General features: G+C 73.1%; 20 protein-coding genes. 8 read left to right on the top strand and 12 right to left on the bottom strand.

Going from position 1 to position 24,539, the window contains the following annotated elements; genetic code table 11:
* The first annotated feature begins 55 nt into the window (after positions 1 to 55).
* The 3 genes from Tsedi_RS10120 to Tsedi_RS10110 are packed head-to-tail and all read left to right on the top strand — an operon-like array spanning position 56 to position 3,160.
* Positions 56 to 1,024, top strand: a complete 969-nt coding sequence (locus tag Tsedi_RS10120) for a LysR family transcriptional regulator (RefSeq protein WP_143896272.1) — start codon at positions 56 to 58, stop codon at positions 1,022 to 1,024.
* Position 1,025: 1 nt separating this feature from the next.
* Positions 1,026 to 1,877 carry a metallophosphoesterase gene (locus tag Tsedi_RS10115; RefSeq protein WP_143896274.1) on the top strand — a complete coding sequence of 284 codons (852 nt, stop codon included), beginning with the start codon at positions 1,026 to 1,028 and terminating at the stop codon, positions 1,875 to 1,877.
* Between the two features lie 32 nt (positions 1,878 to 1,909).
* Complete coding sequence (locus Tsedi_RS10110; RefSeq protein WP_143896219.1) at positions 1,910 to 3,160, top strand: HD-GYP domain-containing protein; 1,251 nt, start codon at positions 1,910 to 1,912, stop codon at positions 3,158 to 3,160.
* A 3-nt stretch (positions 3,161 to 3,163) separates the two neighbouring features.
* On the opposite strand, the gene Tsedi_RS10105 is transcribed toward Tsedi_RS10110, so the two are convergent.
* Positions 3,164 to 4,096 (bottom strand): LysR family transcriptional regulator ArgP, encoded by a 933-nt coding sequence (locus Tsedi_RS10105; protein ID WP_143896217.1) that lies wholly within the window; start codon positions 4,094 to 4,096, stop codon positions 3,164 to 3,166.
* A 164-nt stretch (positions 4,097 to 4,260) separates the two neighbouring features.
* Between Tsedi_RS10105 and Tsedi_RS10100 the strand changes: the two genes are divergently transcribed.
* Complete coding sequence (locus tag Tsedi_RS10100; RefSeq protein ID WP_143896216.1) at positions 4,261 to 5,601, top strand: D-amino acid dehydrogenase; 1,341 nt, start codon at positions 4,261 to 4,263, stop codon at positions 5,599 to 5,601.
* A gap of 101 nt (positions 5,602 to 5,702) precedes the next feature.
* Positions 5,703 to 6,233, top strand: coding sequence for a flavin reductase family protein (locus Tsedi_RS10095; protein WP_143896214.1), 531 nt, complete (start codon positions 5,703 to 5,705; stop codon positions 6,231 to 6,233).
* On the opposite strand, the gene Tsedi_RS10090 is transcribed toward Tsedi_RS10095, so the two are convergent.
* Both Tsedi_RS10090 and Tsedi_RS10085 read right to left on the bottom strand, forming a co-directional pair.
* The gene (locus tag Tsedi_RS10090) at positions 6,182 to 7,051 is read right to left on the bottom strand and encodes an HDOD domain-containing protein (RefSeq protein ID WP_143896212.1); all 870 of its coding nucleotides are present in this window, start codon (positions 7,049 to 7,051) and stop codon (positions 6,182 to 6,184) included. The two genes, Tsedi_RS10095 and Tsedi_RS10090, sit on opposite strands and share 52 nt — an antisense overlap.
* A 7-nt stretch (positions 7,052 to 7,058) precedes the next feature.
* Positions 7,059 to 9,170, bottom strand: coding sequence for an acetoacetate--CoA ligase (locus Tsedi_RS10085; RefSeq protein ID WP_143896210.1), 2,112 nt, complete (start codon positions 9,168 to 9,170; stop codon positions 7,059 to 7,061).
* Positions 9,171 to 9,351: 181 nt separating this feature from the next.
* Between Tsedi_RS10085 and Tsedi_RS10080 the strand changes: the two genes are divergently transcribed.
* Positions 9,352 to 10,638, top strand: coding sequence for a solute carrier family 23 protein (locus tag Tsedi_RS10080; protein ID WP_143896208.1), 1,287 nt, complete (start codon positions 9,352 to 9,354; stop codon positions 10,636 to 10,638).
* A gap of 62 nt (positions 10,639 to 10,700) precedes the next feature.
* The gene (locus tag Tsedi_RS10075) at positions 10,701 to 11,003 is read left to right on the top strand and encodes a flagellar basal body protein (RefSeq protein WP_342781106.1); all 303 of its coding nucleotides are present in this window, start codon (positions 10,701 to 10,703) and stop codon (positions 11,001 to 11,003) included.
* 207 nt (positions 11,004 to 11,210) lie between these two features.
* On the opposite strand, the gene Tsedi_RS10070 is transcribed toward Tsedi_RS10075, so the two are convergent.
* The 8 genes from Tsedi_RS10070 to alr all read right to left on the bottom strand — a co-directional run bounded on the left by Tsedi_RS10070 (position 11,211) and on the right by alr (position 21,144).
* Complete coding sequence (locus Tsedi_RS10070) at positions 11,211 to 12,884, bottom strand: GMC family oxidoreductase (RefSeq protein WP_143896207.1); 1,674 nt, start codon at positions 12,882 to 12,884, stop codon at positions 11,211 to 11,213.
* A gap of 16 nt (positions 12,885 to 12,900) precedes the next feature.
* On the bottom strand, positions 12,901 to 13,227 hold the full coding sequence (locus Tsedi_RS10065) for a hypothetical protein (RefSeq protein WP_143896205.1): 327 nt from the start codon (positions 13,225 to 13,227) through the stop codon (positions 12,901 to 12,903).
* A 112-nt stretch (positions 13,228 to 13,339) separates the two neighbouring features.
* Positions 13,340 to 14,092 carry a sulfite exporter TauE/SafE family protein gene (locus Tsedi_RS10060; protein WP_185970643.1) on the bottom strand — a complete coding sequence of 251 codons (753 nt, stop codon included), beginning with the start codon at positions 14,090 to 14,092 and terminating at the stop codon, positions 13,340 to 13,342.
* A 73-nt stretch (positions 14,093 to 14,165) separates the two neighbouring features.
* A complete protein-coding gene (locus Tsedi_RS10055) occupies positions 14,166 to 15,182 on the bottom strand; it encodes an SLAC1 anion channel family protein (protein ID WP_143896203.1) in 1,017 nt (338 codons plus the stop codon).
* Positions 15,183 to 15,202: 20 nt separating this feature from the next.
* A complete protein-coding gene (locus Tsedi_RS10050) occupies positions 15,203 to 15,430 on the bottom strand; it encodes a YgaP family membrane protein (protein WP_068607687.1) in 228 nt (75 codons plus the stop codon).
* 51 nt (positions 15,431 to 15,481) lie between these two features.
* Entirely contained in the window at positions 15,482 to 18,778 is a 3,297-nt protein-coding gene (locus tag Tsedi_RS10045; RefSeq protein ID WP_143896201.1) for an efflux RND transporter permease subunit, read from the bottom strand.
* Positions 18,779 to 18,818: 40 nt separating this feature from the next.
* Positions 18,819 to 19,922, bottom strand: coding sequence for an efflux RND transporter periplasmic adaptor subunit (locus tag Tsedi_RS10040; protein WP_143896199.1), 1,104 nt, complete (start codon positions 19,920 to 19,922; stop codon positions 18,819 to 18,821).
* Between the two features lie 55 nt (positions 19,923 to 19,977).
* Positions 19,978 to 21,144 carry an alanine racemase gene (alr, locus tag Tsedi_RS10035; protein WP_143896197.1) on the bottom strand — a complete coding sequence of 389 codons (1,167 nt, stop codon included), beginning with the start codon at positions 21,142 to 21,144 and terminating at the stop codon, positions 19,978 to 19,980.
* Between the two features lie 139 nt (positions 21,145 to 21,283).
* Here alr and lplT point away from each other — a divergent pair, with 139 nt between their 5' ends.
* Positions 21,284 to 22,567 (top strand): lysophospholipid transporter LplT, encoded by a 1,284-nt coding sequence (lplT, locus tag Tsedi_RS10030; protein ID WP_143896195.1) that lies wholly within the window; start codon positions 21,284 to 21,286, stop codon positions 22,565 to 22,567.
* Positions 22,568 to 22,583: 16 nt separating this feature from the next.
* Here the strand turns inward: lplT and Tsedi_RS10025 are convergent, their stop codons facing one another.
* Positions 22,584 to 24,524, bottom strand: coding sequence for an EAL domain-containing protein (locus Tsedi_RS10025; RefSeq protein WP_143896193.1), 1,941 nt, complete (start codon positions 24,522 to 24,524; stop codon positions 22,584 to 22,586).
* Between the last annotated feature and the right edge of the window lie 15 nt (positions 24,525 to 24,539).

Genomic DNA, 24,539 nt, shown 5'->3' with positions numbered 1-24,539 from the left:
TTTTCCCGTATGTTTTTCAACTTTTGATTGGGAATGCCTTACATTCATCCTGGTGATACAAAAGGTCAACTTCCGCACGCTGGACCTCAACCTGCTGCGCGTCTTCGACGAAGTGATGGCCGAGCGCAGCCTGACGCGGGCGGCGCACAACCTGGCGCTGTCGCAGCCGGCGGTCAGCAACGCGTTGCGGCGCCTGCGCGTGCTGCTGGACGACGAGCTGGTGCGCCGCAGTGGCTACGGGGTGGAGCCGACGCCGTATGCGCTGCAGCTGTGGCCGGCGGTGCGCGAGGCGCTGCAGCGGCTGCGTGAATCGCTGGCGCCGGGGCCGTTCGAGCCGGCGCGCGCCCAGGACGCCTTCGTGCTGGCGATGGCCGATGCCACGGCGTCGAAGGTGATCCCGGGGCTGGTGGCGATCCTGGACGCCGAAGCCCCAGGGGTGACGCTGCGCGTGCTGCCGCTGACCACGCGCGACCCGCGGCCGTTGCTGGACGGCGGCGGCGTGGACCTGGCGATCGGTTACTTTCCCGGCGTGCTGGCCGAGCTCGGCGCCACGCATCTGCAGGAGCAGGTGCCGCGCTTCCTGTGGCGGCGTCTCTACCACGGTCGCTACGTGGTGGCGATGCGCCGCGGGCATCCGCTGGCGCAGGCGCCGCTGACGCTGGACGCCTACTGCGCCGCGCGCCACCTGCTGGTGAGCTTTTCCGGGCGGCCGTTTGGCTTCGTCGACGAGGCGCTGGCGGCGCTGTCGCGCCGGCGCCGCATCGTGCTGACGGTCAACCAGTTCTTCACCGCCGGACAGGTGGTGGCCAGCTCCGATCTGCTGACGGTGCTGCCGCAGCATTTCCTGAGCGCCACCGGCCACGCCGAGGCGCTGGCCACGCAGCCGCTGCCGCTGCCGGTCCCGCCGGTGCACGTGGACATGCTGTGGCACCGCGGCACCGAGGGCAGCGCGGCGCAGCGCTGGCTGCGCGCGGCGGTGCAGCGCGCGGTGGCCGCCGCCGGGCTGGAGGCGCGTGATGCCTGAGCTGCGCATTCAGCTGCTGTCGGATCTGCACCTGGAGGCCCACCCGGACTGGCAGCCGCGCCCGGCCGCCGGCGCCGACGTGCTGGTGCTGGCCGGCGACATCGGCTCCTACCAGCGCGACCGCACGGGGCAGGTGAAGATGACCGAGCCGGACTGGGGGCTGGCGCGCTTTGCCGGCTGGCCGGTGCCGGTGCTGTTCGTGCCCGGCAACCATGAGTACGACGCGCTCGACTGGGACGAGGCCCACGCCGGGCTGCGCGCGGCGTGCGCGCGTCACGGTCTGGTGTGGCTGGAGTGCGCCACGCACGTGCTGCGCGGCGTGCGCTTCGTCGGCACGACGCTGTGGGCCGACTACGACGCGCTGGCCGAGGTGCCCGAGCGGCGCAAGGGCAAGGCGCGGCCGATCGCCGATCCGCTGCGCCACCGCGAGCGCCAGCGCGAACGCGCCTTCCGCGCCGCCAACCACTACCTGGCGCAGGCGGCCACGCAGCGCCACGGCGCGCTGTTCGACGCCGCGGCGATGCGCGAGCAGGCGCTGGCATGCCAGCGCTGGCTGGCCGCGGCGCTGGCCGAACCGTTCGCCGGCCCCACGGTGGTGGTGACGCACTTCGCCCCCAGCCTGCGCAGCGCCGATCCGCGCTACGGCGTGCAACCGGGCACGGCGGGCTTCTGCAACGCGCTGGACGACCTGCTGGAGCAGGCCGACCTGTGGCTGCACGGCCACGTGCACTGCCGCCACGACTACCGCGCCGGCCGCTGCCGTGTGGTGGCCAACCCGCTCGGCTACGCCGACAAGGGCGAGCAGGCCGGCCATGATCCGCTGGGCGTGGTGACGCTGGCCTGGACGGCCTGACGTGCGCAGCCCCCCCGGGGTATCATCGACCCATGCTCAAGCGCATCCGCGTCGAGGACGTCCGCCTCGGCATGTACATCCACGGCTTCGTCGGCTCGTGGCTGGATCACCCGTTCTGGCGCAACCGCTTTTTGCTGGAAGACCCGGAGGACTTGGCGCGCATCCGCGCCAGCGCCGTGCGCGAGGTCTGGATCGACGTCAGCCGGGGCGCCGACGTGCCGCCCGAGGCACCGGTGGCCGAGGCGGTGGAGGCCGCCGACGAGGCCGAGCCGCTGCGCGCCTACGACGAGCGCGTGCAGCGGCTGCTGCAGCCGGTGAGCCAGTCCGAGGAGCTGCAGCGCGCCGCGCGGCTGCTGGCCAGCGCGCGCGGCGCGGTCAAGGACATGTTCCAGGACGCGCGCATGGGCCGCGCCATCGACCGCCAGGTCATGCGCGCGGTGGCCGAGGACATCGCCGACAGCGTCACGCGCAACGCCGGCGCGCTGATCAGCCTGGCGCGCGTCAAGACCGCCGACGAGTACACCTACATGCACTCGGTGGCGGTGTGCGCGCTGATGGTGGCGCTGGCACGCCAGCTCGGCCTGCCGGACGAGGAGGTGCGCGCGGCGGGCTTTGCCGGGCTGCTGCACGACGTCGGCAAGGCCGACATCCCGCTGGAGATCCTCAACAAGCCCGGCCGGCTCACCGAGGGGGAGTTCGCCATCGTGCGCGAGCACCCGCGCAAGGGCTGGCAGCGCCTGCGCGCCGCCGGCATCGAGGACGAGGCGGCGCTGGAGGTGTGCCTGCACCACCACGAGCGCATGGACGGCGGCGGCTATCCGGACGGTCTCAAGGGCGAGGCGCTGACGCTGCTGGCGCGCATGGGCGCCGTGTGCGACGTCTACGACGCCATCACCTCCAACCGCCCGTACAAGGCCGGCTGGGATCCGGCCGAATCGCTCAAGCGCATGGCGAGCTGGAAGGGCCATTTCGACGAGCGCATCTTCCAGGCCTTCGTGCGCAGCCTGGGCATCTACCCGGTGGGCTCGCTGGTGCGCCTGTCCAACCAGCGGCTGGCGGTGGTGGTGGAGCAGAATCCCGGCAACCTGCTCAAGCCGGTGGTCAAGACGGTGCTGTCGCTGCGCAGCGGCGAGCGTCTGGTGCCCGAGCGCATCGACCTGGCCGCGCCGTCCTGCCGCGTCGGCATCGAGCAGCGCGAGGACCCGGCGCAGTGGAAGATTCCGGATCTGGACGAGATCTGGTCCGGCATCCCGGGCCTGGGGCGCCAGTCGGCCCCCGCCTGAGGGTCAGGCCGCCGCCTGCATCGGTTCCAGCCGCGTCCGCGCGGCCTCGCGCAGCGCCGCGCTGATGCGCGCCAGTGCCTCGGAGGCCAGGCTCCAGCAGTGCCAGTGCAGCGGCACGCCATAGCGCACGCCCGGGGCCACGTCGACCAGCGAGCCTTCGGCCAGCGCCGGCTCGGCCAGCGTCCGCGGCACCACCGTCACACCCCAGCCCGCCTGCGCCGCGCGCACCTGCCCCTCGGAGGAGGGCACGTAAGTCTGCTGCAGGCCCACCTGCGTCAGGCCGAAGGCGTGGCAGACGAAGTCGCGCTGCAGGTCGTCCTTGCGGTTGAAGGCGACGAACGGCACGCGGTGGAAATTGTGCGCCGTCAGCCGCCCGCCCAGCACCCGCTGCGCCAGCGCCGGGCTGGCCACCGCGACGTAGGGCATGCGGCCCAGCGGCTCCAGCCGGCAGCCGCGCAGGGGCTGCGCCAGCGTGGTCACGCAGCCCATCACCTGGCCCTCGCGCAGCCACTCGTGCGTGAAATCCTGGTCGTCGTGGATGATTTCCAGCGCCACGCCATCGCGCACCAGCGGCGTCAGCGCTGCCAGTGCCCAGGTGGCGATGCTGTCGGCGTTGATCGCGATCGAGATGCGTCCCTCGTCGCGCGCGCGCCGCGCCAGCGTCGGGTCGAGCTCGCGCAGCTCGCGCTCCAGATCCGCGCGCAGCAGCCGCATCATCTTGGCGTGCTTGAGCAGGCGCTGACCAGCCGGCGTCGGACGCACCGGCCGGCTGCGCACCAGCAGCACGGTGCCCACCTGCGCCTCCAGCGCGCGCAGCCGCTGCGACACCGCCGACTGCGTGATCGACAGGCGCTGCGCGGCGCGCTCGAAGCCGCCTTCCTCGACGATGGCGGCCAGGCACTCGAGGGCGTCGGGGTCGAAGGTGGCGCTGGCCATGGTCGTCGCGATCGAAGGGCTTGCATTAGAGTTTCTGATGAACGCCGGTTTTCGTCAATGAGGCTTCACACGGGGATGGCGTGCGCGCACACTCGCCCTTCGAGCAAGGGCCGCGCCGGTGGCCCCGCAGGGGTTGCGGGGCGCGCGGCCGCAAGGAGTGCGACATGCGCGTGGTCGTCCTGGGTGCCGGCATCATCGGCACGTCGACGGCATGGCACCTGCTGCAGCGCGGGCACGAGGTGGTGCTGGTGGACCGCCAGCCCGACGCGGCGCTGGAGACGAGCTTTGCCAACGCGGCGCAGATCTCGGTGAGCTACTGCGAGCCGTGGGCCAACCGGCAGGCGCCGTGGAAGGCGCTGAAGTGGATGGCCGACCGCACCGCGCCGCTGCTGTGGCGGCCGCAGCTGGATCCGGCGCAGTGGCGCTGGCTGCTGCGGTTCCTCGGCCAGTGCACCGACCGGGCGTTCGCGCGCAACGTGGCGCAGCTGGTGGCGCTGGGGCGCTACAGCCACGCCACGCTGCACGAGATGGTGGCCGCCACCGGCATCGACTTCCACCGCAGCCAGCGCGGCATCGCGCACGTCTACAGCGACACGCGTGCGTTCGAGGAAGCCGCCGCCGCCGCCGAGCTGATGCGCCGCCACGGCGTGCAGCGGCAGGTGGTCGGGCGCGACGAGCTGCTGCGCCTCGAGCCGGCGCTGACCGCCTGCGCCGAACGCATCGTCGGCGGCACCTACACCCCCACCGACGAGCACGGGGATGCGCGTGTGTTCACGCAGGCGCTGGCGCGCGACTGCGCGCGCCGCGGCGCCCAGCTGCTGTTCAGCCACGACGTCGAGCGGCTGGAGGTGGCCGGCGGCGCGGTGCAGCGCGTGCACCTGCGCTGCCGCACGACCGGCCAGACGCGCGCGCTGCAGGCCGACGCCTACGTGGTGGCGTGCGGCTCCTACACGGCCCCTCTGCTGGCCACGGTCGGCATCCGCGTGCCGATCTACCCCGGCAAGGGCTACAGCGCGACGCTGCCGCTGCGCGAACCGGCGCGCGCGCCGCAGGTCAGCCTGATCGACGACGCGCGCAAGATCGCGATCTCGCGTCTCGGCGAGCGCCTGCGCGTGGCCGGCACGATCGAGCTGGCCGGCTTCGACCTGCGGCTGGATACCCCGGTGGCGCAGGCGCGCTGCCGCATGCTGCTGCAGCGCATCGAGGAGCTCTTCCCCGGCGTGGCCGACACGCGCGCGCCCGAGCAGGGCGGCGAGCCGAACTTCTGGTGCGGGCTGCGGCCCGCGACGCCGACCAACGTGCCGCTGATCGGCCGGCTGCCCGTGCGGCGTCTGTGGATCAACGCCGGCCACGGCACGCTGGGCTGGACGCATGGCGCCGGCTCGGGCCGGGCGCTGGCCGAGCTGATGAGCGGCCAGCGCCCGGCGCTGGCGCTGCGCTTCGTCGGCTTCGACGAACCGGCGCACCGGCCGGGCAGCGGCGCGGCCGCCTCGGCCGCGGCATGACGCCGGTTGCGGCGGACCGCGCGGCGGCGGGCTGCGCCGCCGATGGGGCCTTGGCCGGCCGCGGTGCCGTGGGTCCGCGCGGCGCGGCACAATGCCCGCCCATGGATGCCCCCACCTCCGCCGCGCTGCGGGCCGCCCTCGGCCGTTTCGCCACCGGCGTGACCATCGTCACCACGCGCGCGCCGGACGGCGCCCCGGTGGGCCTGACGGTGAACTCGTTCAACTCGGTGTCGCTGCAGCCGCCGCTGGTGCTGTGGAGCCTGGCGCGGGCCTCGCGCGCACGGGTGGTGTTCGAGGCCGGTAGCCACTGGGCGGTGCACGTGCTGCGCGCCGACCAGCGCGCGCTGGCGCAGCGCTTCGCGCGCCGTGACGCCGACCGCTGGGCCGGCGTGGCGTGGACCGAGGGCGCCGGCGGCGTGCCGCTGCTGCCGCAGGCGCTGGCCTGGTTCGAGTGCCGGGCGGTGCAGATCCTGCCGGGCGGTGACCATCTGATCCTGCTCGGCGAGGTGCTGCGCTGCCGCAGCGCCGAGGGCGAACCGCTGCTCTACCACCGCGGCGCGTTTGCGGCGCTGGCGCCGGGTCAGTCGACCTGCACCGCCTCGAACGCCGGGTGCAGCGCGTCGAGCCAGTAGTCCAGCTCGGCCTCGCCGACCTGCAGGTGGCGCAGGCACGCCGCGCCGTGCGCGGCCCAGTCCTGCGGCTCGGCCACGCCTTCGTGCAGCAGCACCAGCCGGTCGGCGATCAGCGCCATCGCCACCAGGTGGCGCACCGTCTCGGAAAAGCGCGTGTCCTCCAGGCAGGTGAAGTCGTGGTGCAGGCGGATCGCCACCGCCACCGGGGGCGGCAGCCGCCAGGCGCGTGCCACGATGCCGCCGACCACGGCGTGGTCGGTGCGGTGGTTGGCGTTCTCGGTCTGGGTGAAGGTGCGGTCCTTGCGCGCCAGCGCCTCGGTGATCGTGGCGGCGTAGCCGCGCACGCCACGCAGCAGCACCGGCAGGCCGACGTGGCAGAACAGCCCGAAGGTGTAGGCCAGCCCGGTGTCCATGCCGTAGAGCTGCAGCCCGATGTGCTCGCAGGCGATGGCGCGGCGTGTCGAGGTCTCCCAGAAGTGCGCCAGCGCCGGCGAGTGCACCTGCAGCGCCTGCCGCGTCAGAAAACCGGTCAGCAGCCGCACCGCCGGCCGCACCCCCATCACGGTGAGCGCCTGTCCGACCGTCGTCACCGGCGTGCGCAGGCCGTACAGCGGCCCGTTGGCCTGCCGGATCAGCGCCGCGGCCATGGCGACGTCGGCGCTGGCGATGGCTTCCAGCGTGGCCGGCTCCGGGTCGCCGTGCGCGGTGGCCTCCTGCAGCCGGCGCAGCAGCTCCGGGCACGGCGGAATGACGATGTCGCGCACCGGGCCGCGCGTGCGCGCCCGGTCCAGCTCGGTTTCGACGGAGGCATCGCTCATGGTGCGGTTATGGTAGCGCGCCGCCGCGACCGTCTCCGCCCACGGCGGCGGCTGCGGCCCCGAGCCGCGCGGCGTAGTCGACGTACCACGCCAGGCTTTCGGGGTTGGCCATCGCGTCGCGGTTGACCACGCGCGCCAGCGGCTGGCCCTGCAGCAGCCGCTTGACCGGCAGCTCCTGCTTCTTGCCGCTGAGCGTGCGCGGGATGGCCGGTGCCTGCTCGATGGCGTCGGGCACGAAGCGCGGCGACAGGCGCGTGCGGATCGCCTCGCGGATGCGCGCGCGCAAGTCCTCGTCCAGCACGAGCCCTTCGCGCAGCACGACGAACAGCGGCATGAAGTCGCCGCGCCCGGGCAGCGGCACGTCCACCACCAGGCTGTCGAGCACCTCCGGCAGCGCCTCCACCGCGGCGTAGACTTCGCCGGTGCCCATGCGCAGGCCGTGGCGGTTCAGCGTCGCGTCGCTGCGGCCGTGGATCACGCAGCCGCCGTCGGCGCGGATCTCCAGCCAGTCGCCGTGGCGCCATACCCCGGGGTAGGTGTCGAAGTAGCTGGCCAGGTAGCGCGCATCGCCCGGGTCGTTCCAGAAGCACAGCGGCATCGAGGGCAGCGGGCGCGTGCACACCAGCTCGCCGACCTGGCCCACCACGCTGCGGCCGTGCTCGTCCCAGGCCTGCACCGCGCAGCCCAGCTGGCGGCACTGCATCTGCCCCGGCACCTGCGGCAGGCGCCGGTTGCCGCCGATGAAGGCGCCGCAGAAGTCGGTGCCGCCGGAGATGTTGCACCACCACGGCGGCCCGTCCGGCCCGCCGGGCAGTGCCCCGGGCTGGATGGGCCGGCCCGCACGCGCGCGCACGCGCTCGAACTGCTCGCTGCCCCAGCGCTGCACGTCTGGTGGCAGCGGCGAGCCGGTCGAGCCCAGCGCCCGGATCGAGCTCAGATCGCAGCCGGCCGCCTGCAGCGCCTCCAGGTCCACGCCCGCCTTCATCATGCTGGCGTACAGCGCCGCGCCGGCGCCGAAGAAGGTCACGCGGTGACGCGACGCGAAGCGCCACAGCACGCTCCAGTCCGGCTCGTCGCGCCGCCCGCCGGGGCTGCCGTCGTAGAGCACGATCGTCGTGCCGCCCAGCAGCCCGCCGACCTGCGCGTTCCACATCACCCAGCCGGTGGAGCTGTACCAGTGGAAGCGCTCGCCGAGGCTGTTGGCGTCGTAGCTGGCACCGAGGTCGTTGTGCAGCACGCCCAGCACCAGACCCATCAGCACGATGCCGCCGTGGCCGTGCACGATCGGCTTGGGCAACCCGGTGGTGCCGCTGGAGTAGACGATCCACAGCGGGTGGTCGAACGGCAGCCAGGCCGGCTCGAACGCGCGCACCGCGGCGTCGTCGCGGTCCAGCAGCGCCGCCAGGTCCAGCGTGTCCTCGACGCGCTCGGCCGCGTACGGCGTGCGCAGCGTGATGACGTGCTGCAGCGTCGGCAGCCCGGCGCGCAGCGCGCGCACCGTGGCGCTGCGGTCCAGCGGGCGGCCGCCGTAGTGCACGCCGTCGGCGGCGATCAACACCTTCGGCTCGATCTGGCCGAAGCGGTCCAGCACCGCCGGCGTGCCCATGTCCGGCGCGCACACGCTCCAGACCGCGCCCAGGCTGGCGCAGGCGAGGAAAGCCACCACGGTCTCGGCGCGGTTGGGCAGGCAGGCCACGACGCGGTCGCCGGCGCGCACGCCCAGCGCCTGCAGGCCCACCGCCAGCGCGGCCACCTGGCGCCGCAGCTCGCGCCAGCCCAGCGTGCGCACGCGCCCGAGCTCGTCCTCGGCGATCAGCGCCGGCTGGCCGGCGGCCTCGGCGGCCTCGACGTGGCGCCAGACTTGGTGCACGTAGTTGAGCTGCGCCCCCGGGAACCAGCGCACGTGCGGCATCGGGCCGCCCTCCAGCACCGCGCGGTGCGGCGTGGGCGAGTGCAGACCGAAATAGTCCCACACGCTCTGCCAGAACGCGGGCAGGTCCGTCACCGACCAGCGCCACAGTGCATCGTAGTCGTCGAAGCGCAGGCCATGGTGCTGCCGCAGCCAGCGCTGGTAGCGGTCGAGCTGCGGTTCGTGGGGCGGAAGGGCGCAAGCGGGCATCGCGGTTCGACCCAGACGGGGACGCCGCCGATTATGGAAGGCCGGGACGTCGGCGCCGTCACCTGGGTGTCAGCGGCGGCGGTGCGGACGCCGCTGCGCCGCTGACGCCAGGCTTGCGGTGCCGGCGCCCGCGCAGGCACAATCGCGCCCATTTGCATCGACGCCAGGAGTGAGAACCGCCATGTTCCAGTGGACCGAGAAGTCCGACGCCGTGCTGCGCGACGGCGGCGTCATCGCACCCGATGAGCGGCTGCCGTGGCCGCAGACCGCGCTGCTGGGCGTGCAGCACCTGATCGCGATGTTCGGCGCGACGGTGCTGGCGCCGATCCTGATGGGCTTCGACCCCAACGTGGCGGTGCTGATGAGCGGCATCGGCACGCTGATCTTCTTCCTGATGACCGGGGGGCAGGTGCCGAGCTACCTCGGCTCGAGCTTCGCCTTCATCGGCGTGGTGATCGCCGCCACCGGCTACGCCGGCCAGGGGCCCAACGCCAACCTCGGCGTGGCGCTGGGCGGCATCGTCGCCTGCGGGCTGCTGTACTTCCTGATCGGCGCCGTCGTGCACGCGGTCGGTACCGGCTGGATCGAGCGCCTGATGCCGCCGGTGGTGACCGGCTCGGTGGTGGCCGTCATTGGCCTGCACCTGGCGCACATCCCGGTCAAGAACATGGCGCCGACGCCGTTCGACGCCTGGATGCAGGCCGTCACGTTCGTCTGCGTCGGGCTGGTGGCGGTGCTGACGCGCGGCATGGTGCAGCGGCTGCTGATCCTGATGGGGCTGATCGTGGCCAGCATCGTCTACGCGGTGCTGGCCAACGGGCTGGGGCTGGGCAAGCCGCTGGACCTGTCCGGCGTGGCGGCGGCGCCGTGGTTCGGGCTGCCGCAGTTCAGCGCGCCGGTGTTCAGCGCGCCGGCCATCGTGCTGATCGCGCCGGTGGCCATCATCCTGGTGGCGGAAAACCTCGGCCACATCAAGGCGGTGACGGCGATGACCGGACGCGACCTCGACCGCTTCATGGGGCGCGCCTTCATGGGCGACGGGCTGGCGACGATGGTGGCCGGCAGCGCCGGCGGCACCGGCGTGACCACCTACGCCGAGAACATCGGCGTGATGGCCGCCACCAAGATCTATTCCACCGCGATCTTCGTCGTCGCCGGGCTGATGGCGATCCTGCTCGGCTTCAGCCCGAAGTTCGGCGCGCTGATCCAGGCCATTCCGCTGGCGGTGATGGGGGGCGTCTCGATCGTCGTCTTCGGCCTGATCGCGGTGGCCGGCGCCAAGATCTGGGTCGACAACCAGGTGGACTTTTCGGACAACCGCAACCTGCTGGTGGCGGCGATCACGCTGGTGCTGGGCACCGGCGACTTCACGCTGAAGTTCGGCGACTTCGCGCTCGGCGGCATCGGCACCGCGACGTTCGGCGCCATCCTGCTGCACGCGCTGCTGCAGCGCGGCCGCCGGGCCTGACGCGCGCCGCCGTCCGTCGGCGGCCACTGATCCGGTGGCGGCCGCGGGGCTACACTGCGGCCATGATCGGCAACGTCAGCTCCATCGCCACGTCCGGCATGGCTGCCGCGCAGACGCGGCTGCAGGCGGCGGCTTCCAACGTCGCCAACCTGCCGACGGAGGGCTACCGGCGCGTCGAGGCGCGTGCCGAGGCGCAGCCGCAGGGTGGCGTGCGCGCTCAGGCCGAGCGTATGCCCGTGCCGGGTGCCGATCTGCCGGCCGACCTCATCGAGCAGAAGATGGCCGCCACGGCATTCGCCGCCAACCTGCAGGTGTTCAAGGCCGCCGACCGCATGGCCGGCAGCCTGCTCGACACCCGCGCCTGAAGCCGCCTTGGCGATCCACGAAAAACGACGCCGGCACGTGGCCGGCGTCCGCGCATCGTGTGTGTCGTCTCCTCGAGCCCCCGCGAGTCCCGGTGGCGCTGGCCGCCAGCGCTCGCGTTGCGGCCATTCTAGACAGCGCGGCCGGCCGCGCGCTTCCGGACTAACCCCTAGGGCAGGGGAGGCGGGCGGCCTCATCCGGGCGGGTCGTCAGTCGCCGGCCAGGATCCAGCGCGCCGCCTTTTCGGCGATCATCAGCGTCGGGCTGTTGGTGTTGCCGCTGGTGATGGTGGGCATGATGCCGGCGTCGACCACGCGCAGGCCGCCGATGCGGCCGCCGCGGCCGTCGCGCACGCGCAGGCGACTGTCGGTGACGGCCATCGGGTCGCCGTCCGGCCCCATCGCGGTGGTGCCGACCGGGTGGAAGATGGTGGTGCCGATGTCGCCAGCGAGCCGCGCCAGCTCCTCGTCGGTCTGGTATTGCGGGCCGGGACGGATTTCCTCCGGCCGGTAGCGTGCCAGCGCCGGCTGGGTGACGATGCGCCGCGCCAGCCGCAGGCTGTCGGCGGCGACCTGCCGGTCTTCGGCGGTGGAGAGGTAGTTCGGTGCGATGGCCGGCGCATCTTCCCAGCGCGGGCTGCGGATGCGCACGGTGCCGCGGCTGCCCGGGTTGAGGTTGCAGACGCTGGCGGTGATGGCGTCGAAGGGGTGCAGCGGTTCGCCGAAGGCGTCGAGGCTGAGCGGCTGCACATGGAACTCGACGTCGGGCCAGGGGCGGTCCGGCCGGCTGCGCGTGAAGGCGCCGAGCTGGCTCGGCGCCATGCTCATCGGGCCGCGCCGCCACAAAAGGTACTCCAGCCCGATGCGCAGCCGGCCCCAGGCGCTGTGGGCCAGCGTGTTGAGCGTGCGTGCGCCATGGACGCGGTAGACCGCGCGGATCTGCAGGTGGTCCTGCAGGTTGGCGCCGACGCCGGGCAGGTCCGCGCGCACCGGGATGCCCAGGGGCCGCAGCCACGCCGCCGGCCCGATGCCCGACAGCTGCAGGATCTGCGGGCTGCCGATCGCGCCGGCGGCCAGCGTCACCTCGCGTGCCGCGTGCACCGTCAGGCGCTGGCCGTCGCGCACCACCTCCACGCCGGTGCAGCGCAGCGGCGCGCCCTCGCCTCCCTCCAGCCGCAGGCCGGCCACGTGGGCGCCGGTCCACACCGTCAGGTTGGGTCGCCGCGCCACCGGATGCAGAAAGGCCTTGGCCGCGTTCCAGCGCCACCCGGCGCGCTGGTTGACCTCGAAGTAGCCGACGCCCTCGTTGTCGCCGCGGTTGAAGTCGTCGGTGGCGGGAATGCCGGCCTGCTGCGCCGCCTGCGCGAAGGCGTCGAGGATCGCCCAGCGCAGGCGCTGGCGCTCGACGCGCCATTCGCCGGTGCTGCCGGTACGCCGGTGGCCGTGCAGCGCGGCGAAGGCCTCGTCCGTGCCGACGTCGAGCCGCCAGTGCTGCTCGTGCGCCTTGAAGTCGGGCAGGCAGTTCGCCCACGACCACGCCGCGTCGCCGGTGTGCGCGGCCCAGCCGTCGTAGTCGCGCGCCTGGCCGCGCATGTAGATCATGCCGTTGATGCTGGAGCAGCCGCCCAGCACCTTGCCGCGCGGGTAGCGCAGCCGCCGGCCGTTGAGGCCGGCGTCGGGTTCGGTCTGGTACAGCCAGTCGGTGCGCGGGTTGCCGATGCAGTACAGGTAGCCGACCGGGATGTGGATCCAGAGGTAGTCGTCGCGTCCGCCGGCTTCCAGCAGCAGCACGCGCCGCGCCGGGTCGGCGCTCAGGCGGTTGGCCAGCAGGCAGCCGGCCGTGCCGGCGCCGACGATGACGTGGTCGAAGACCGGTCCGTCCACGCGCCCGTCCCTCGGCTCACCAGTTCTTCGGCAGCTTCACCGGCGGCTGGTAGGGCCGCCCGGGCGAGGCGACGCGGAATTCCTGCTCCCACGGCAGGACATGGCGCTTCAAGCGCGTGTACTCGTCCAATTGCAGCATCAGGTCGTGCTTGATTTCCATCAGCGTCGAAGCGGTGGTGAAATCGAAGCCGCGCCGCTGCCCGTCGCGGGTGTCGAGGAACAGGTGATTGACATACTCCAGCATGGCCGGCAGGTCGTGGCGCAGCGCCTGCAGCCGCTCGCGGATGTGGGGATAGGCGATCTTGTCGAGCCGTCCTTCGAGGACGTCGGGGTGCCGTTGCATGATGGGAGCGTAAAAAGCGTGCGTCCTGAAACGTCAATCAAATAACCATACCATCTCATCGTGATCAATGTCATGGGAGTGACCCTGACGAGTGTCCAGGGTTCTCCCTGCCTCAGCCGCGCCACGCGAACGCCGCCGTCATCGCCAGCCCGGTGACGATGACGACCGCGCGCACCGCGCGCGCGGGCAGGCGCCGCGCCCCGCGCGCGCCCAGGTAGCCGCCGGCCGTGGCGGCGGCGGCCATCAGCAGCGCCGGCCCCCAGGCGATCGCCCCGGCCAGCGCGAAGGTGGCCACCGACAGCAGCGACAGCACCAGCGAGTTCAGGTTCTTCAGCGCATTGGCGCGGTGGACGTCGGTCTCCCCGGTGGCGGCGTACAGCGCCATCAGCAGGATGCCCAGGCCGCCGTTGAAGTAGCCCCCGTAGACCGCCACCGCCAGCAGGCCCCAGGCGCGCGCGCGCGGATGGTCGCGGGCGTCGCCGCGGGTGAGCCGCCGCACCAGGTGCGGGCCGGCGACGAAGACCGCGGTGGCCAGCGCCAGCAGCCATGGCACCAGCGCGCGAAACGCCGCCGGCGGCGTGACGAGCAGCAGCAGCGCGCCGAGCACGCCCCCGCCGGCGGCCAGCAGCGCTTCCCGGCGCAGCCGCGCGGCCGGCAGCGCGCCCAGCTCGCGCCGCAGGCCCAGCGTGCTGCCGAGGTAGCCGGGGCTGACCGCCAGCGCGCTGGTGGCGTTGGCCACGATCGGCGGCACGCCGGTGAAGACGAGCGCCGGAAAGGTCAGGAAGCTGCCGCCGCCGGCGATGGCGTTGAGCGCGCCGGCGGCCAAGGCGGCCGCCGTCAGCAGCGCGGCGTGAGGCAGGTCCATCGTGCGATGCTAGCCGCGCGGCGCGGGCGCACGCCGCGTCCGCGTCGCACGGGTGACGGCCGGAGCGGCCGTCTCACGGCGCCGCCACCACCGGCGCCACCGGCTCCGGTGCCAGCAGGGTGCCCTCGCGCAGCCCCTTGACGGTGGCCAGGGCCAGCGCCGCGATCACCACCGACGCCAGCGCCAGCAGCGCCAACGCCGCCCCCTGCAGCGCGGGCAGCGCCAGCGCCGCGGCCAGCTTGAAGCTCAGGCTGGTGAAGGCCGCCAGCGGGAACGACACCGCCCAGAACGGCAGCGCGAACGGCTGGGCGAAGAAGCGCCGCGCCTGCGTGCCGACCCACAGCAGCATGAACAGGCCCACGCCCCACACGGCGGCGGCTACCCCCGGCGGCCAGCCGAAGCGCAGCGCGCCCAGCCCCACCACCGCCGCCGGCGCCAGCGAGATGAACCAGGTCGGGTGCAGCCGCGGCGGGATCGGCCCGTGCGCCAGGCGCCGCGCCACCAGCAGCGCAAACACCACCGGCCAGAAGAACACCCCGATGCCGAAGTGCACCGCCGACCACATCGCGTGCTCGAAGCCGACGCCGGCCAGCGGCGCCACGACGTTGCCGACCACCGGGATGTAGAGCACCGGCGTGATGCCGTTCCACAGCGACTGCGCATCCGGCGCGTGCGCCACGGTGGGCGCCAGCCACCGCCCCAGCGCCCAGACGGTGACGCCGAGCTGGCCGATCGAGCCGATCCACCACAGCGCGTGCGCCAGCGGCAGCGCCAGCCCCACGGCCTGCAGCCAAGTGGCCAGCAGCAGCAGGCCCACCGGGGCGGCGGCGACGAAGGCGTGCCGCACCGGGTGGCGCAGGTCCTCGGCGACGGCCTCGGGGTGGCGCCGCCAGCGCAGCAGCGAGCCGGCCAGCACCGCGACGAACACCGCCGCGGCCAGCGCGCCGATGACCAGCGCCGCGCCCTCGGCCCAGGGGCCCAGCACGGGGCCGGCGGCGTGCCACGCCAGCGCCAGGCCGCTCAGGCCCATCACCGGCGTGAACCAGCCCGGGTGCAGGAATTTCAGCGGGGTGGGATGGGCACCGTTCATCGTGCGCTCCGTCTCGGGCCTCAGCAGGCCTTGCACGGGATGGCGGCCTCGGGCACGCCCAGCTTCTTCAGGATGATGGCCAGCGGGCAGAAGTTGGTGAAGCCGAACTGGAACAGGTTCAGCCCGACGAAGGCCGTGAAGGCCAGGAACCACTCGCTGACGAACAGCGGGCTGGCCGGCGCGCCCAGCGCCACCGACAGGAACACGAACAGGCCCGCGATCACACGGATCCAGCGCTCGACGGTCATGATGCTCTCCTCACTTGCAAGGGTTGGGACAGGGTTGCGGGAATACGGGACTCAGGCGGCGCGCGGTGCGCCCGGCGCCTCGTGGCGGCGCCGGTACACGGCGTAGTACAGCACCGGGATCACCACCAGCGTCAGCAAGGTGGAGACGGCAATCCCGAAGATCAAGGACACCGCCAGGCCGTTGAAGATCGGGTCGTCGAGGATGAAGAACGCCCCCAGCATCGCCGCCAGGGCGGTCAGCGCGATCGGCTGCGCGCGCACCGCGGCGGACTGGATCACGGCCTGCTTGAACGGCATGCCGCGGGCGGTCTCCAGCTCGATGAAGTCCACCAGCAGGATCGAGTTGCGCACGATGATGCCGGCCAGCGCGATCATGCCGATCATGCTGGTGGCGGTGAACTGCGCGCCCAGCAGCGCATGGCCCGGCATGATGCCGATCATCGTCAGCGGGATCGGCGCCATGATGATCAGCGGCGTCAGGTAGCTGCGGAACTGCGCCACCACCAGCAGGTAGATCAGCACCAACCCCACCGCATAGGCCGCGCCCATGTCGCGGAAGGTCTCGTAGGTGACCTGCCACTCGCCGTCCCACTTGATGGCGTACTCGCGCCACGGATCGGCCGGCTGGCGGATCCAGTACTCACCCAGGCCCCCGGTGTCGGGCAGCGCGGCCTCGGCCAGCCGGCTGCGGATCGCGAACATGCCGTACAGCGGCGAGTCGGTCTTGCCGGCCATGTCGCCGAGCACGTAGACCACCGGCAGCAGGTCCTTGGTGAAGCGCGGCGGGTCGATGACGCCGCGCTCGACGCGCACCAGCTCCGACAGCGGCACCATGCGGCCGTCGGCGGCCTTCAGCGGCAGCGCCAGCAGCGCCTCCAGCCCGACCTGGCGCTCGCGCGGCAGCTGCAGCCGCACCGGCACCGCGAACTTGGCGTGGCCGTCGTGCAGGTAGGCCGCGTCGCTGCCCGACAGCGCCGTGTACACCGTCTGCGCGATCACCTGCGCGGGGATGCCGAGAGCCTCGGCGCGCGCGCGCTCGATGCGCAGGAACACGCGCGGCGCCTCCTCCTTCAGCGTGGTGTCGATGCCGACGATGTCGGGCGTGTCGGCGAACGCCTTGGCCACGCGGCGGGCGAGTTCGGCGCGACCGGCCTCGTCCGGGCCGTAGACCTCGGCGACGATCGGCGACAGCACCGGCGGCCCCGGCGGCACTTCCACCACCTTGATGCGCCCGCCGTGCGCGCGCGCGATCGCCTCCAGCCCCGGGCGCAGGCGCTGCGCGATGGCGTGGCTCTGCTCCTTGCGGTGCTTGGCGTCGACCAGGTTGACCTGCAGGTCGCCCTGCTCGGCGTCCGCGCGCAGGTAGTACTGCCGCACCAGCCCGTTGAAGGTGATGGGGCTTGAGGTGCCGGCGTAGCCCTGCACGTGCGTGACCTCCGGCTGCTGCGCCAGGAACGCCGTCATGTCCTGCAGCGCGGCGGCGGTGTCCTCCAGCGCCGTGCCGGCGGGCATTTCCAGCACCACCTGGAACTCGCTCTTGTTGTCGAACGGCAGCATCTTCAGGATCACCGCCTGCACCACCGCCAACCCCACCGACAGGAACAGGCCCGCGGCCACGCCCAGCGCCAGCAGCCAGCGGTGGCGGGCGCTTTCGAGGAACGGTGTCAGCACGCGCATGAAGAAGGTCTGCAGCGCGCGCGTCAGCTTCGACGGCCCGTGCGCCGCGTGGCCGGCGCCGCCGTGCGCGCCCATCAGCTTCCACGCCAGCCACGGCGTCACCGTGAAGGCGATGGCCAGCGAGATCGCCATGCCCATGCTGGCGTTGATCGGGATCGGGCTCATGTAGGGGCCCATCAGGCCGGTGACGAAGGCCATCGGCAGCAGCGCCGCGATCACCGTCAGCGTCGCCAGGATGGTCGGCCCGCCGACCTCGTCGACCGCGCGCGGGATGATCTGCAGCAGCGACGCCTCGGGCGTGAGCTGGCGGTGGCGGTGGATGTTTTCCACCACCACGATGGCGTCGTCGACCAGGATGCCGATCGAGAAGATCAGCGCGAACAGCGACACGCGGTTGAGCGTGAAGCCCCACGCCCACGAGGCGAACAGCGTGGCCGTCAGCGTCAGGATCACCGCCACGCCGACGATGACCGCCTCGCGCCGGCCCAGCGCCAGCCCCACCAGCACGATCACACTGCCGGTGGCGAAGATCAGCTTGCTGATCAGCTTGTTGGCCTTGTCGGCGGCGGTGGCACCGTAGTCGCGGCTGATCGTCACCTCCACGCCGTAGGGGATCAGCGTGTTGTGCAGGCGCTCGAGCTGCTGCGTGGCCGCGCGCGCCACGTCCACGGCGTTCTCGCCCGGCTTCTTGGTCACGATGACCGTGACGGCGGGGTAGGCTTGGCCTGGTTGCGCGCCCTCCGGCAGCGTCGCCGCCGGGCCGGGCGTGTGCCAGACGTAGCGGCGCGGCAGCTGCGCGCCTTCCTCGATGCGCGCCACCTCGCGCAGGTAGACCGGACGGCCCTGGTGCACGCCGACGACGATGTCACCGACGTCCTGCACGCTCTTGAGGAACTCGCCGGTCTCCACCGTCAGCAGGCCCGGCTCGCCGGGCTGCTGGCGCGGCTGCGCCACGGTGCCGGACGGCATGGCCTGGTTGGCGGCGGCGATCGCCTGATGGATGGCCTGCAGCGGCACGCCGCGCGCGCGCAGCCGCTCCGGCTCGATCCAGACGTGGATCGCGCGCCCCGGCCCGCCGATGGTCTGCACCTCGCGCGTGCCGGGCACGCGCTTGAGCTCGGTCTCGATCGCGTGCGCGACGCGCTCGATCTCCCACGCGCTCTTGCCCGCGGGGCTCCACAGCGTGGCGGCCAGCACCGGCACGTCGTCGATGCCCTTGGGCTTGACGATCGGCGGCAGCACGCCCAGGCCCTGCGGCAGCCAGTCCTGGTTGGCGTTGAGCACGTCATAGAGGCGCACCAGCGCCTCGGTGCGCGGCACGCCGACCTTGAACTGCACCGTCAGCACCGCCACGCCGGGGCGCGAGACGCTGTAGGTGTGCTCGATGCCGTGGATCTGCGACAGCACGTGCTCGGCGGGCTGCGCCACCATCTTTTCCACGTCCGCGGCGGAGGCGCCGGGGAACGGGATCAGCACGTTGGCCATCGTGACGTTGATCTGCGGCTCCTCCTCGCGCGGCGTGACCAGCACCGCGAAGAGACCCAGCAGCAGCGCCACCAGCGCCAGCAGCGGCGTGATGGCGTTGGCCTGGAAGGTGCGCGCGATCACGCCCGAGATGCCCAGCCGTTCGGCCTTGGTACCGGTGGGGGTAGTTTGGGGTTCGGCATTCATCGGCCGTTCTCCTGCATGCGGGGAAAGGGACGATGGCCGATCACTGCGCCGGCTGCGCACCGCGCAGCCCCGCGCGCACCGGATCGAGCGCCACGCGCTCGCCCGGCTGCAGGCCCGACAGGATCTCGATCCCGGCCTCGCCGTGGTCGGCGCCGACGCGCACCGCGCGCAGCACGAAGCCCGCCGGCGCCCCGGCCGGTGCCGCCACGTACACCGCGGTCAGCTCGCCGCGACGCAGCAGGGCGCTGGCCGGCACCACCAGCCGCTCGTCGCTGCCGGCGGCAAAGCGCACCTTGACCGCCTGCCCCGGCAGCACGCCCTGCGCATCGGCGGCCACGAGCGGCAGGCGCCACTCCACCGTCTGCGCCACCGGATCGGCCGCCGGCAGGCGGCTGCGACCGGCCGGCTGCACCCAGCGGCCATCGGGCAGGCGTACCTCGACGCGCTGCGCGCGCTCCGCCAGCGCCGACTGCGACGCCGGCACGTGCACGGTGGCGCGCAGCGGCTGCGGCGCGTACACCGTCAGCACCGGACGGCCCGGCGCCGCCAGGTCGCCCGCCTCGGCGTGCGTGGCCAGCACGAAGCCGTCGAACGGCGCGGTCAGGCGCGTGAAGCCCTGCGCCAGCGCGGCCTGCGACTGCGCGGCCTTGGCCTGCTGCAGCGCGGCGCGCGCGGCGGCGGCCTGCGCCTCGGCGGCATCGAGCGCCGCCTGCGAGACGAAACCCTGCGCGCGCAGCTCGCGCGTGCGCCTGGCGTGCGCCTCGGCGTTGCGCAGCTCGGCCTCGGCCTGCGCCACCGCGCCGCCGGCGCGCTGCACGCCGGCGGTGGTCTCGCGGTCGTCGATCACCGCCAGCACCTGCCCGGCGCGCACGCGGTCACCGGCCTTGACGTGCAGCTGCACGATGCGGCCGCTGGCCTGGGCCGCCAGCGTGGCCTGCTGCTGCGCTTCGATCGTGGCGTCCAGCAGCAGCGCCTGGCCGACCGGGCGGCGGGCGGCCTCGGCCACCGGCACGCGCGGGCCGGCGGCCTCGCCCTGCGCCCAGGCGGGGGCGAGCAGCGCGCCGCCGAGCAGCGCGGTGGCTGCGGCCGCGCCGAGCCAGCGCCGGCGGGCCAGCGGGGGGAAGGGCGTCGTGCGTCGATCCATGGCTTGATCCTCCATTGGACGCGAGTATAGCGTCATACCCCCCGGAGTACAAGGGCTAGGGGGTGTCGGCGCCATCCACGGCGAACGGCACGCGCGCGGCCACCGCGCACAGCAGCTCGTAGGCGATGGTGCCGGCAGCCTGCGCCACCTCGTCCACCGGCAGCACCGCACCGCTGGCGCTGCGGCCCCACAGCACCACCTCGTCGCCGGGGCGGCACGGGCCGCCGGCGGCCTCCACGGGGGTCAGGTCCACCGCCAGCATGTCCATGCTGACGCGGCCGACCAGCCGCGTGCGCACGCCGCGCACCAGCACCGGCGCGCCGTGGTCCTGCGACAGGCTGGCGTGGCGCGGGTAGCCGTCGGCGTAGCCGCAGGCGACGATGCCCACGCGCATGGCGCGCGGCGCGGTGTAGATCGAGCCGTAGCCGACCGTCTCGCCGGCGGCCACCGGCTGGATGGCGATCAGCCGGCTGGCCAGCGTCATCGTCGGCCGCAGGCCCCAGTCGGCGGCGGCGTGCGCCGGGTGGTCGGGCGCGCTGCCATACAGCGCAATGCCGGCGCGCACCCAGTCGGCGGCCAGCGTCCCGCCGTCGTCGCCCAGGCGCAGCCGAAGGGCGTGGCGCAGCGTGGCGGCGCTGTTGCACAGGCTGCGCTCGCCCGGCAGGTCGCGCGTGGCGCGCACGAACGCCTCCACCTGGTGCAGCACGCCCTCGCGCCCGCGGCGCAGCCCGTCGGCGTCGGAAAAGTGCGTCATCAGCCCGATCTCGCCCACCTGCGGCAGCGCCTGCAGCCGCGCCCAGGCGGCGCGGTAGGCCTCCGGCCGAAAGCCGAGCCGGTTCATGCCCGAGTTCATCTTCAGGAACACGTGGTGCGGCTGGTGGGTCTTGTGCGCCGCCAGCCAGTCGATCTGCTCCTCGGTGTGGACGACGTGCCACAGATCGAGGCGCGAGCAGGTCTCCAGGTCGCGCGGCTCGAAGCACCCCTCCAGCAGCAGGATCGGGCCGCGCCAGCCCAGCGCGCGCAGCCGCTCGGCCTCGGCCAGGTCCAGCAGCGCGAAGCCGTCGGCGCCGCGCAGCGCCGGCCAGACGCGCTCGAGGCCGTGGCCGTAGGCGTTGGCCTTGACGACCGCCCACACGCGTGCCTCGCCGGCGGCGGCGCGGCAGCGCTGCAGGTTGTGGCGCAGGGCGTCGAGGTGCACGGTGGCCAGGATCGGGCGCGGCATGGTCGGCGGGCGTGATGGCGTGACGGAGGGCAGGTGGAGCGCGTGCTATAAACCGCGCACCCTGCGCCAGCCGCGACTTTCGCACAGAGCCGCGCCACGTGCGCAGCCCCCGATCCTGCCAGCTGGATTTTTCGCTCCGATGAAGCGCGGCTTCTACACGATCATGACGGCGCAGTTCTGCAGCTCGCTGGCCGACAACGCGCTGTTCGTGGTGGCGGTGGAGCTGCTGCGCGGCCGCGGCGCGCCGGAGTGGCAGGCCGCCGCGCTGGTGCCGATGTTCGCGCTGTTCTACGTGCTGCTGGCGCCATGGGTCGGGGCGTTCGCGGACTCGCGGCCCAAGGGACAGGTCATGTTCATCAGCAACGCCATCAAGGTGGTGGGCTGCGTGCTGATGCTGACCCCCGTGCACCCGCTGCTGGCCTACAGCCTGGTGGGGCTGGGCGCGGCGGCGTATTCGCCGGCCAAGTACGGCATCCTCACCGAGCTGCTGCCGCCGTCGCAGCTGGTCAAGGCCAACGGCTGGATCGAGGGGCTGACGATCGCCTCCATCATCCTCGGCGTCGTGCTGGGCGGCCAGCTCGTCTCGCCCGCGGTGGCGGCGTGGCTGGCGGCGCACGAGGCGGCGTGGCTGCGCGCCTGGCTGCCGACGGCGGCGGAGCTGGCCATCGTCGGCCTGGTGGCGGTGTACGGGCTGGCGGCGGCGTTCAACCTGCGCATCCCGCGCACCACCGCGCCGCTGCGCCACCTGCCGCCCAATCCGCTGGCGCTGCTGCCGGATTTCTGGCGCTGCAACCTGCGCCTGTGGCGCGACCATCTGGGCCAGATCTCGCTGGCCACCACCACCCTGTTCTGGGGCGTCAGCGGCAACCTGCGCTACATCGTGCTGGCCTGGGCCGCCGCGGCGCTGGGCTACAACACCACGCAGGCCTCCAGCCTGGTCGGCGTGGTGGCGGTGGGCACGGCGGTGGGCGCGGTGGTGGCCTCGGTGCGCATGCGCATCGACCAGGCCCCGCGCGTGATGCCGCTGGGGGTGGCGATGGGGCTGCTGGTGGTGCTGATGGTGCTCATCCGCGACGTCTGGGTGGCCGCGCCGTTCCTGGTGCTGCTGGGGGCGCTGGGCGGCTTTCTGGTGGTGCCGATGAACGCGCTGCTGCAGCACCGCGGCCACAACCTGATGGGCGCGGGCCGCTCGATCGCGGTGCAGAACTTCAACGAGCAGGCCTGCATCCTGGGCCTGGGCTTCCTCTACAGCGCCGCCACCGGCGCGGGGCTGTCGGCGTTCGGCGCCATCACCGCCTTCGGGCTGCTGGTGGCCGCGGTGATGGTGCTGATCACCCTGTGGCACCGGCGCAACCTGCGCCGCCACCCGCACGAGCTGGCGCGCCTGTTCGAGATCGCGCGCCGCGACGACCTGCACGGCTGAGCGGTGGCGCGGCGACTCAGCCGGCCGGCGCGCCGGCGTCGCGCCCGATGCCCGGCCCCGTGGCGCCGTCAAAGCCCAGCTGCGCCAGCAGCGGCAGGTCGTCGCGGCTCTCCACGCCGAGCGCGATCACCGTGATGCCCAGCGCGTGCGCCATGCTGCACAGACCGCGCAGAAATTCCTGGTTGCCGGGGTTGTCGCGGATGCCGCGCACGTAGCTTGGGTGCACCTTGATGTAATCCAGCCCCAGGCTGGCCAGCTGGTCGCTGCCGGCGAAGCGCTGGCCGAAGTGCTCGATGCCGACGCGGCAGCCCAGCGCCTTGAGGCTGCGCACCAGGTCGCGGAAGGCGTCGAACTGCCGGTAGACGCCGTACTCCGGCACCTCGAACAGCAGACGCCGGCACAGGTCGGGATACTGCTGCAGCAGCTGCACCAGCTGGTTGCGGAAACCGAAATCGGCAATCGTCTCGGCCGACAGGTTCACCGCCACGTCGCCCTGCACCTGGCGCAGGTGCTCGATGGCCAGCCGCACCACGCCGAGATCCAGCGGCGCCGTCAGGTTCAGGTTCGCGGCCATCGGCATGAAGTCACCGGCGGTCAGCAGCCGGCCCCCGGCATCCACCTGCAGCCGGATCACGCCCTCCTCGTGCAGCGGCCGCTTCGGGTCGTTCTTCACCACCGGGTAGAACGCCAGGCTCAGCCGGCCGCCGCTGACGGCCTCGGTCAGCAGCGTGCGCCAGCGCTCGGCCGGCAGCGTCAGGCCGGGCGCGGCGGCGTCCTCCACCGCGTGCCAGCCGTTGGGACCGCGCGCCTGCGCCTGCGCCAGCGCCTGGTCGGCACGCGCCAGTACTTCGCCCACCGGCTCGCCGCGCGCGTAGTCCACCGCCGCCAGGTGAAACAGGTCAGGTACATCGGGCAGCCAGCGTGGCGCCCAGTCGTGCATCAGCCGCTCGTGCACGCGCCGCGCCGCCTCGGCCGGCTGCGCCAGGCTCGGGCAGACCAGCGCGAATTCTCCCCCCTTGAGGCGGCCGACGCGCTGGCCGGGAGGGCCGTCGCCGCATGCGGTCAGGGTGTGCGCCAGACTCTGCAGCAGCTCGTCGGCGCGCTGCCGGCCTAGACGGGCGTTGAGCTCGTTCAGGTAGGCCAGCCGCACCACCACCAACGAGCCACGCGAGCCCCATTCCTCGCCCTGCAGGATGTCGCGCAGCTGCGCCAGGAAGTGCTCGCGGTTGGCCACGCCCGTGACCGGATCGTGGTTGACGCGCTCGCGCAGCGACTCCAGCCGCGCCGCCTCCTCGGCGAACATCGCCTTGAGCCGGCGCACCATGTCGTTCATCGCGCGCGTCACCGCACGCAGCTCCGGCGTGCGCGGCTCCTCCACCGTGACGAAGCGGCGCTCGGCGATCGCCTGCGCCTGGTCGACCACGTCGTGCAGCGGGCGCAGGATGAGGCGCAGCGCCAGCGTGCCCAGCGTGCCGACGACCAGCGCCCCGACGGCGAACCAGGCCAGCAGCTGCTGCGTGGCCTGCCACAGCGACTGGTAGGCGTACTGGTCGTGGCTGGCCAGCGTGACGGTGGCGAACTGCCGCCAGCCGTCCTGCACCACCGCCGTGCCGGGCTGGGTGCGAATCGGGATCAGGTCGGCGAACCACTGCGGCGCCCCCTCCAGGCGGCCTTCATAGACGCGCTCGGCCAGCACCTCGCCGGTGGGGCGGCTGACGCGGATGAACTTGTAGTGGCCGACGTCGAACTGCGCGGAAACCTGCAGCTCGATCGTGACCGGATCCTTGTCCAGCTGCGTCAGCGCCAGCGCCAGCGCGGTGGCGTTGTCGAAGTTCTTGACCTGCAGCTGCTGCTGCAGGTAGTGCCGCGCCGACAGCACGCTCAGCACCAGACTGCCGCCGAACGCCACGGCCATGACGACCAGCACGGCCAGCCACAGTTGTTTGACGAGTGACATGGTCCTACCCCTCGG

The organism is Tepidimonas sediminis (assembly GCF_007556605.1).
Classification (GTDB): Bacteria; Pseudomonadota; Gammaproteobacteria; order Burkholderiales; family Burkholderiaceae_C; genus Tepidimonas; species Tepidimonas sediminis.
This window is presented reverse-complemented; position numbering and strand designations above follow the sequence as displayed.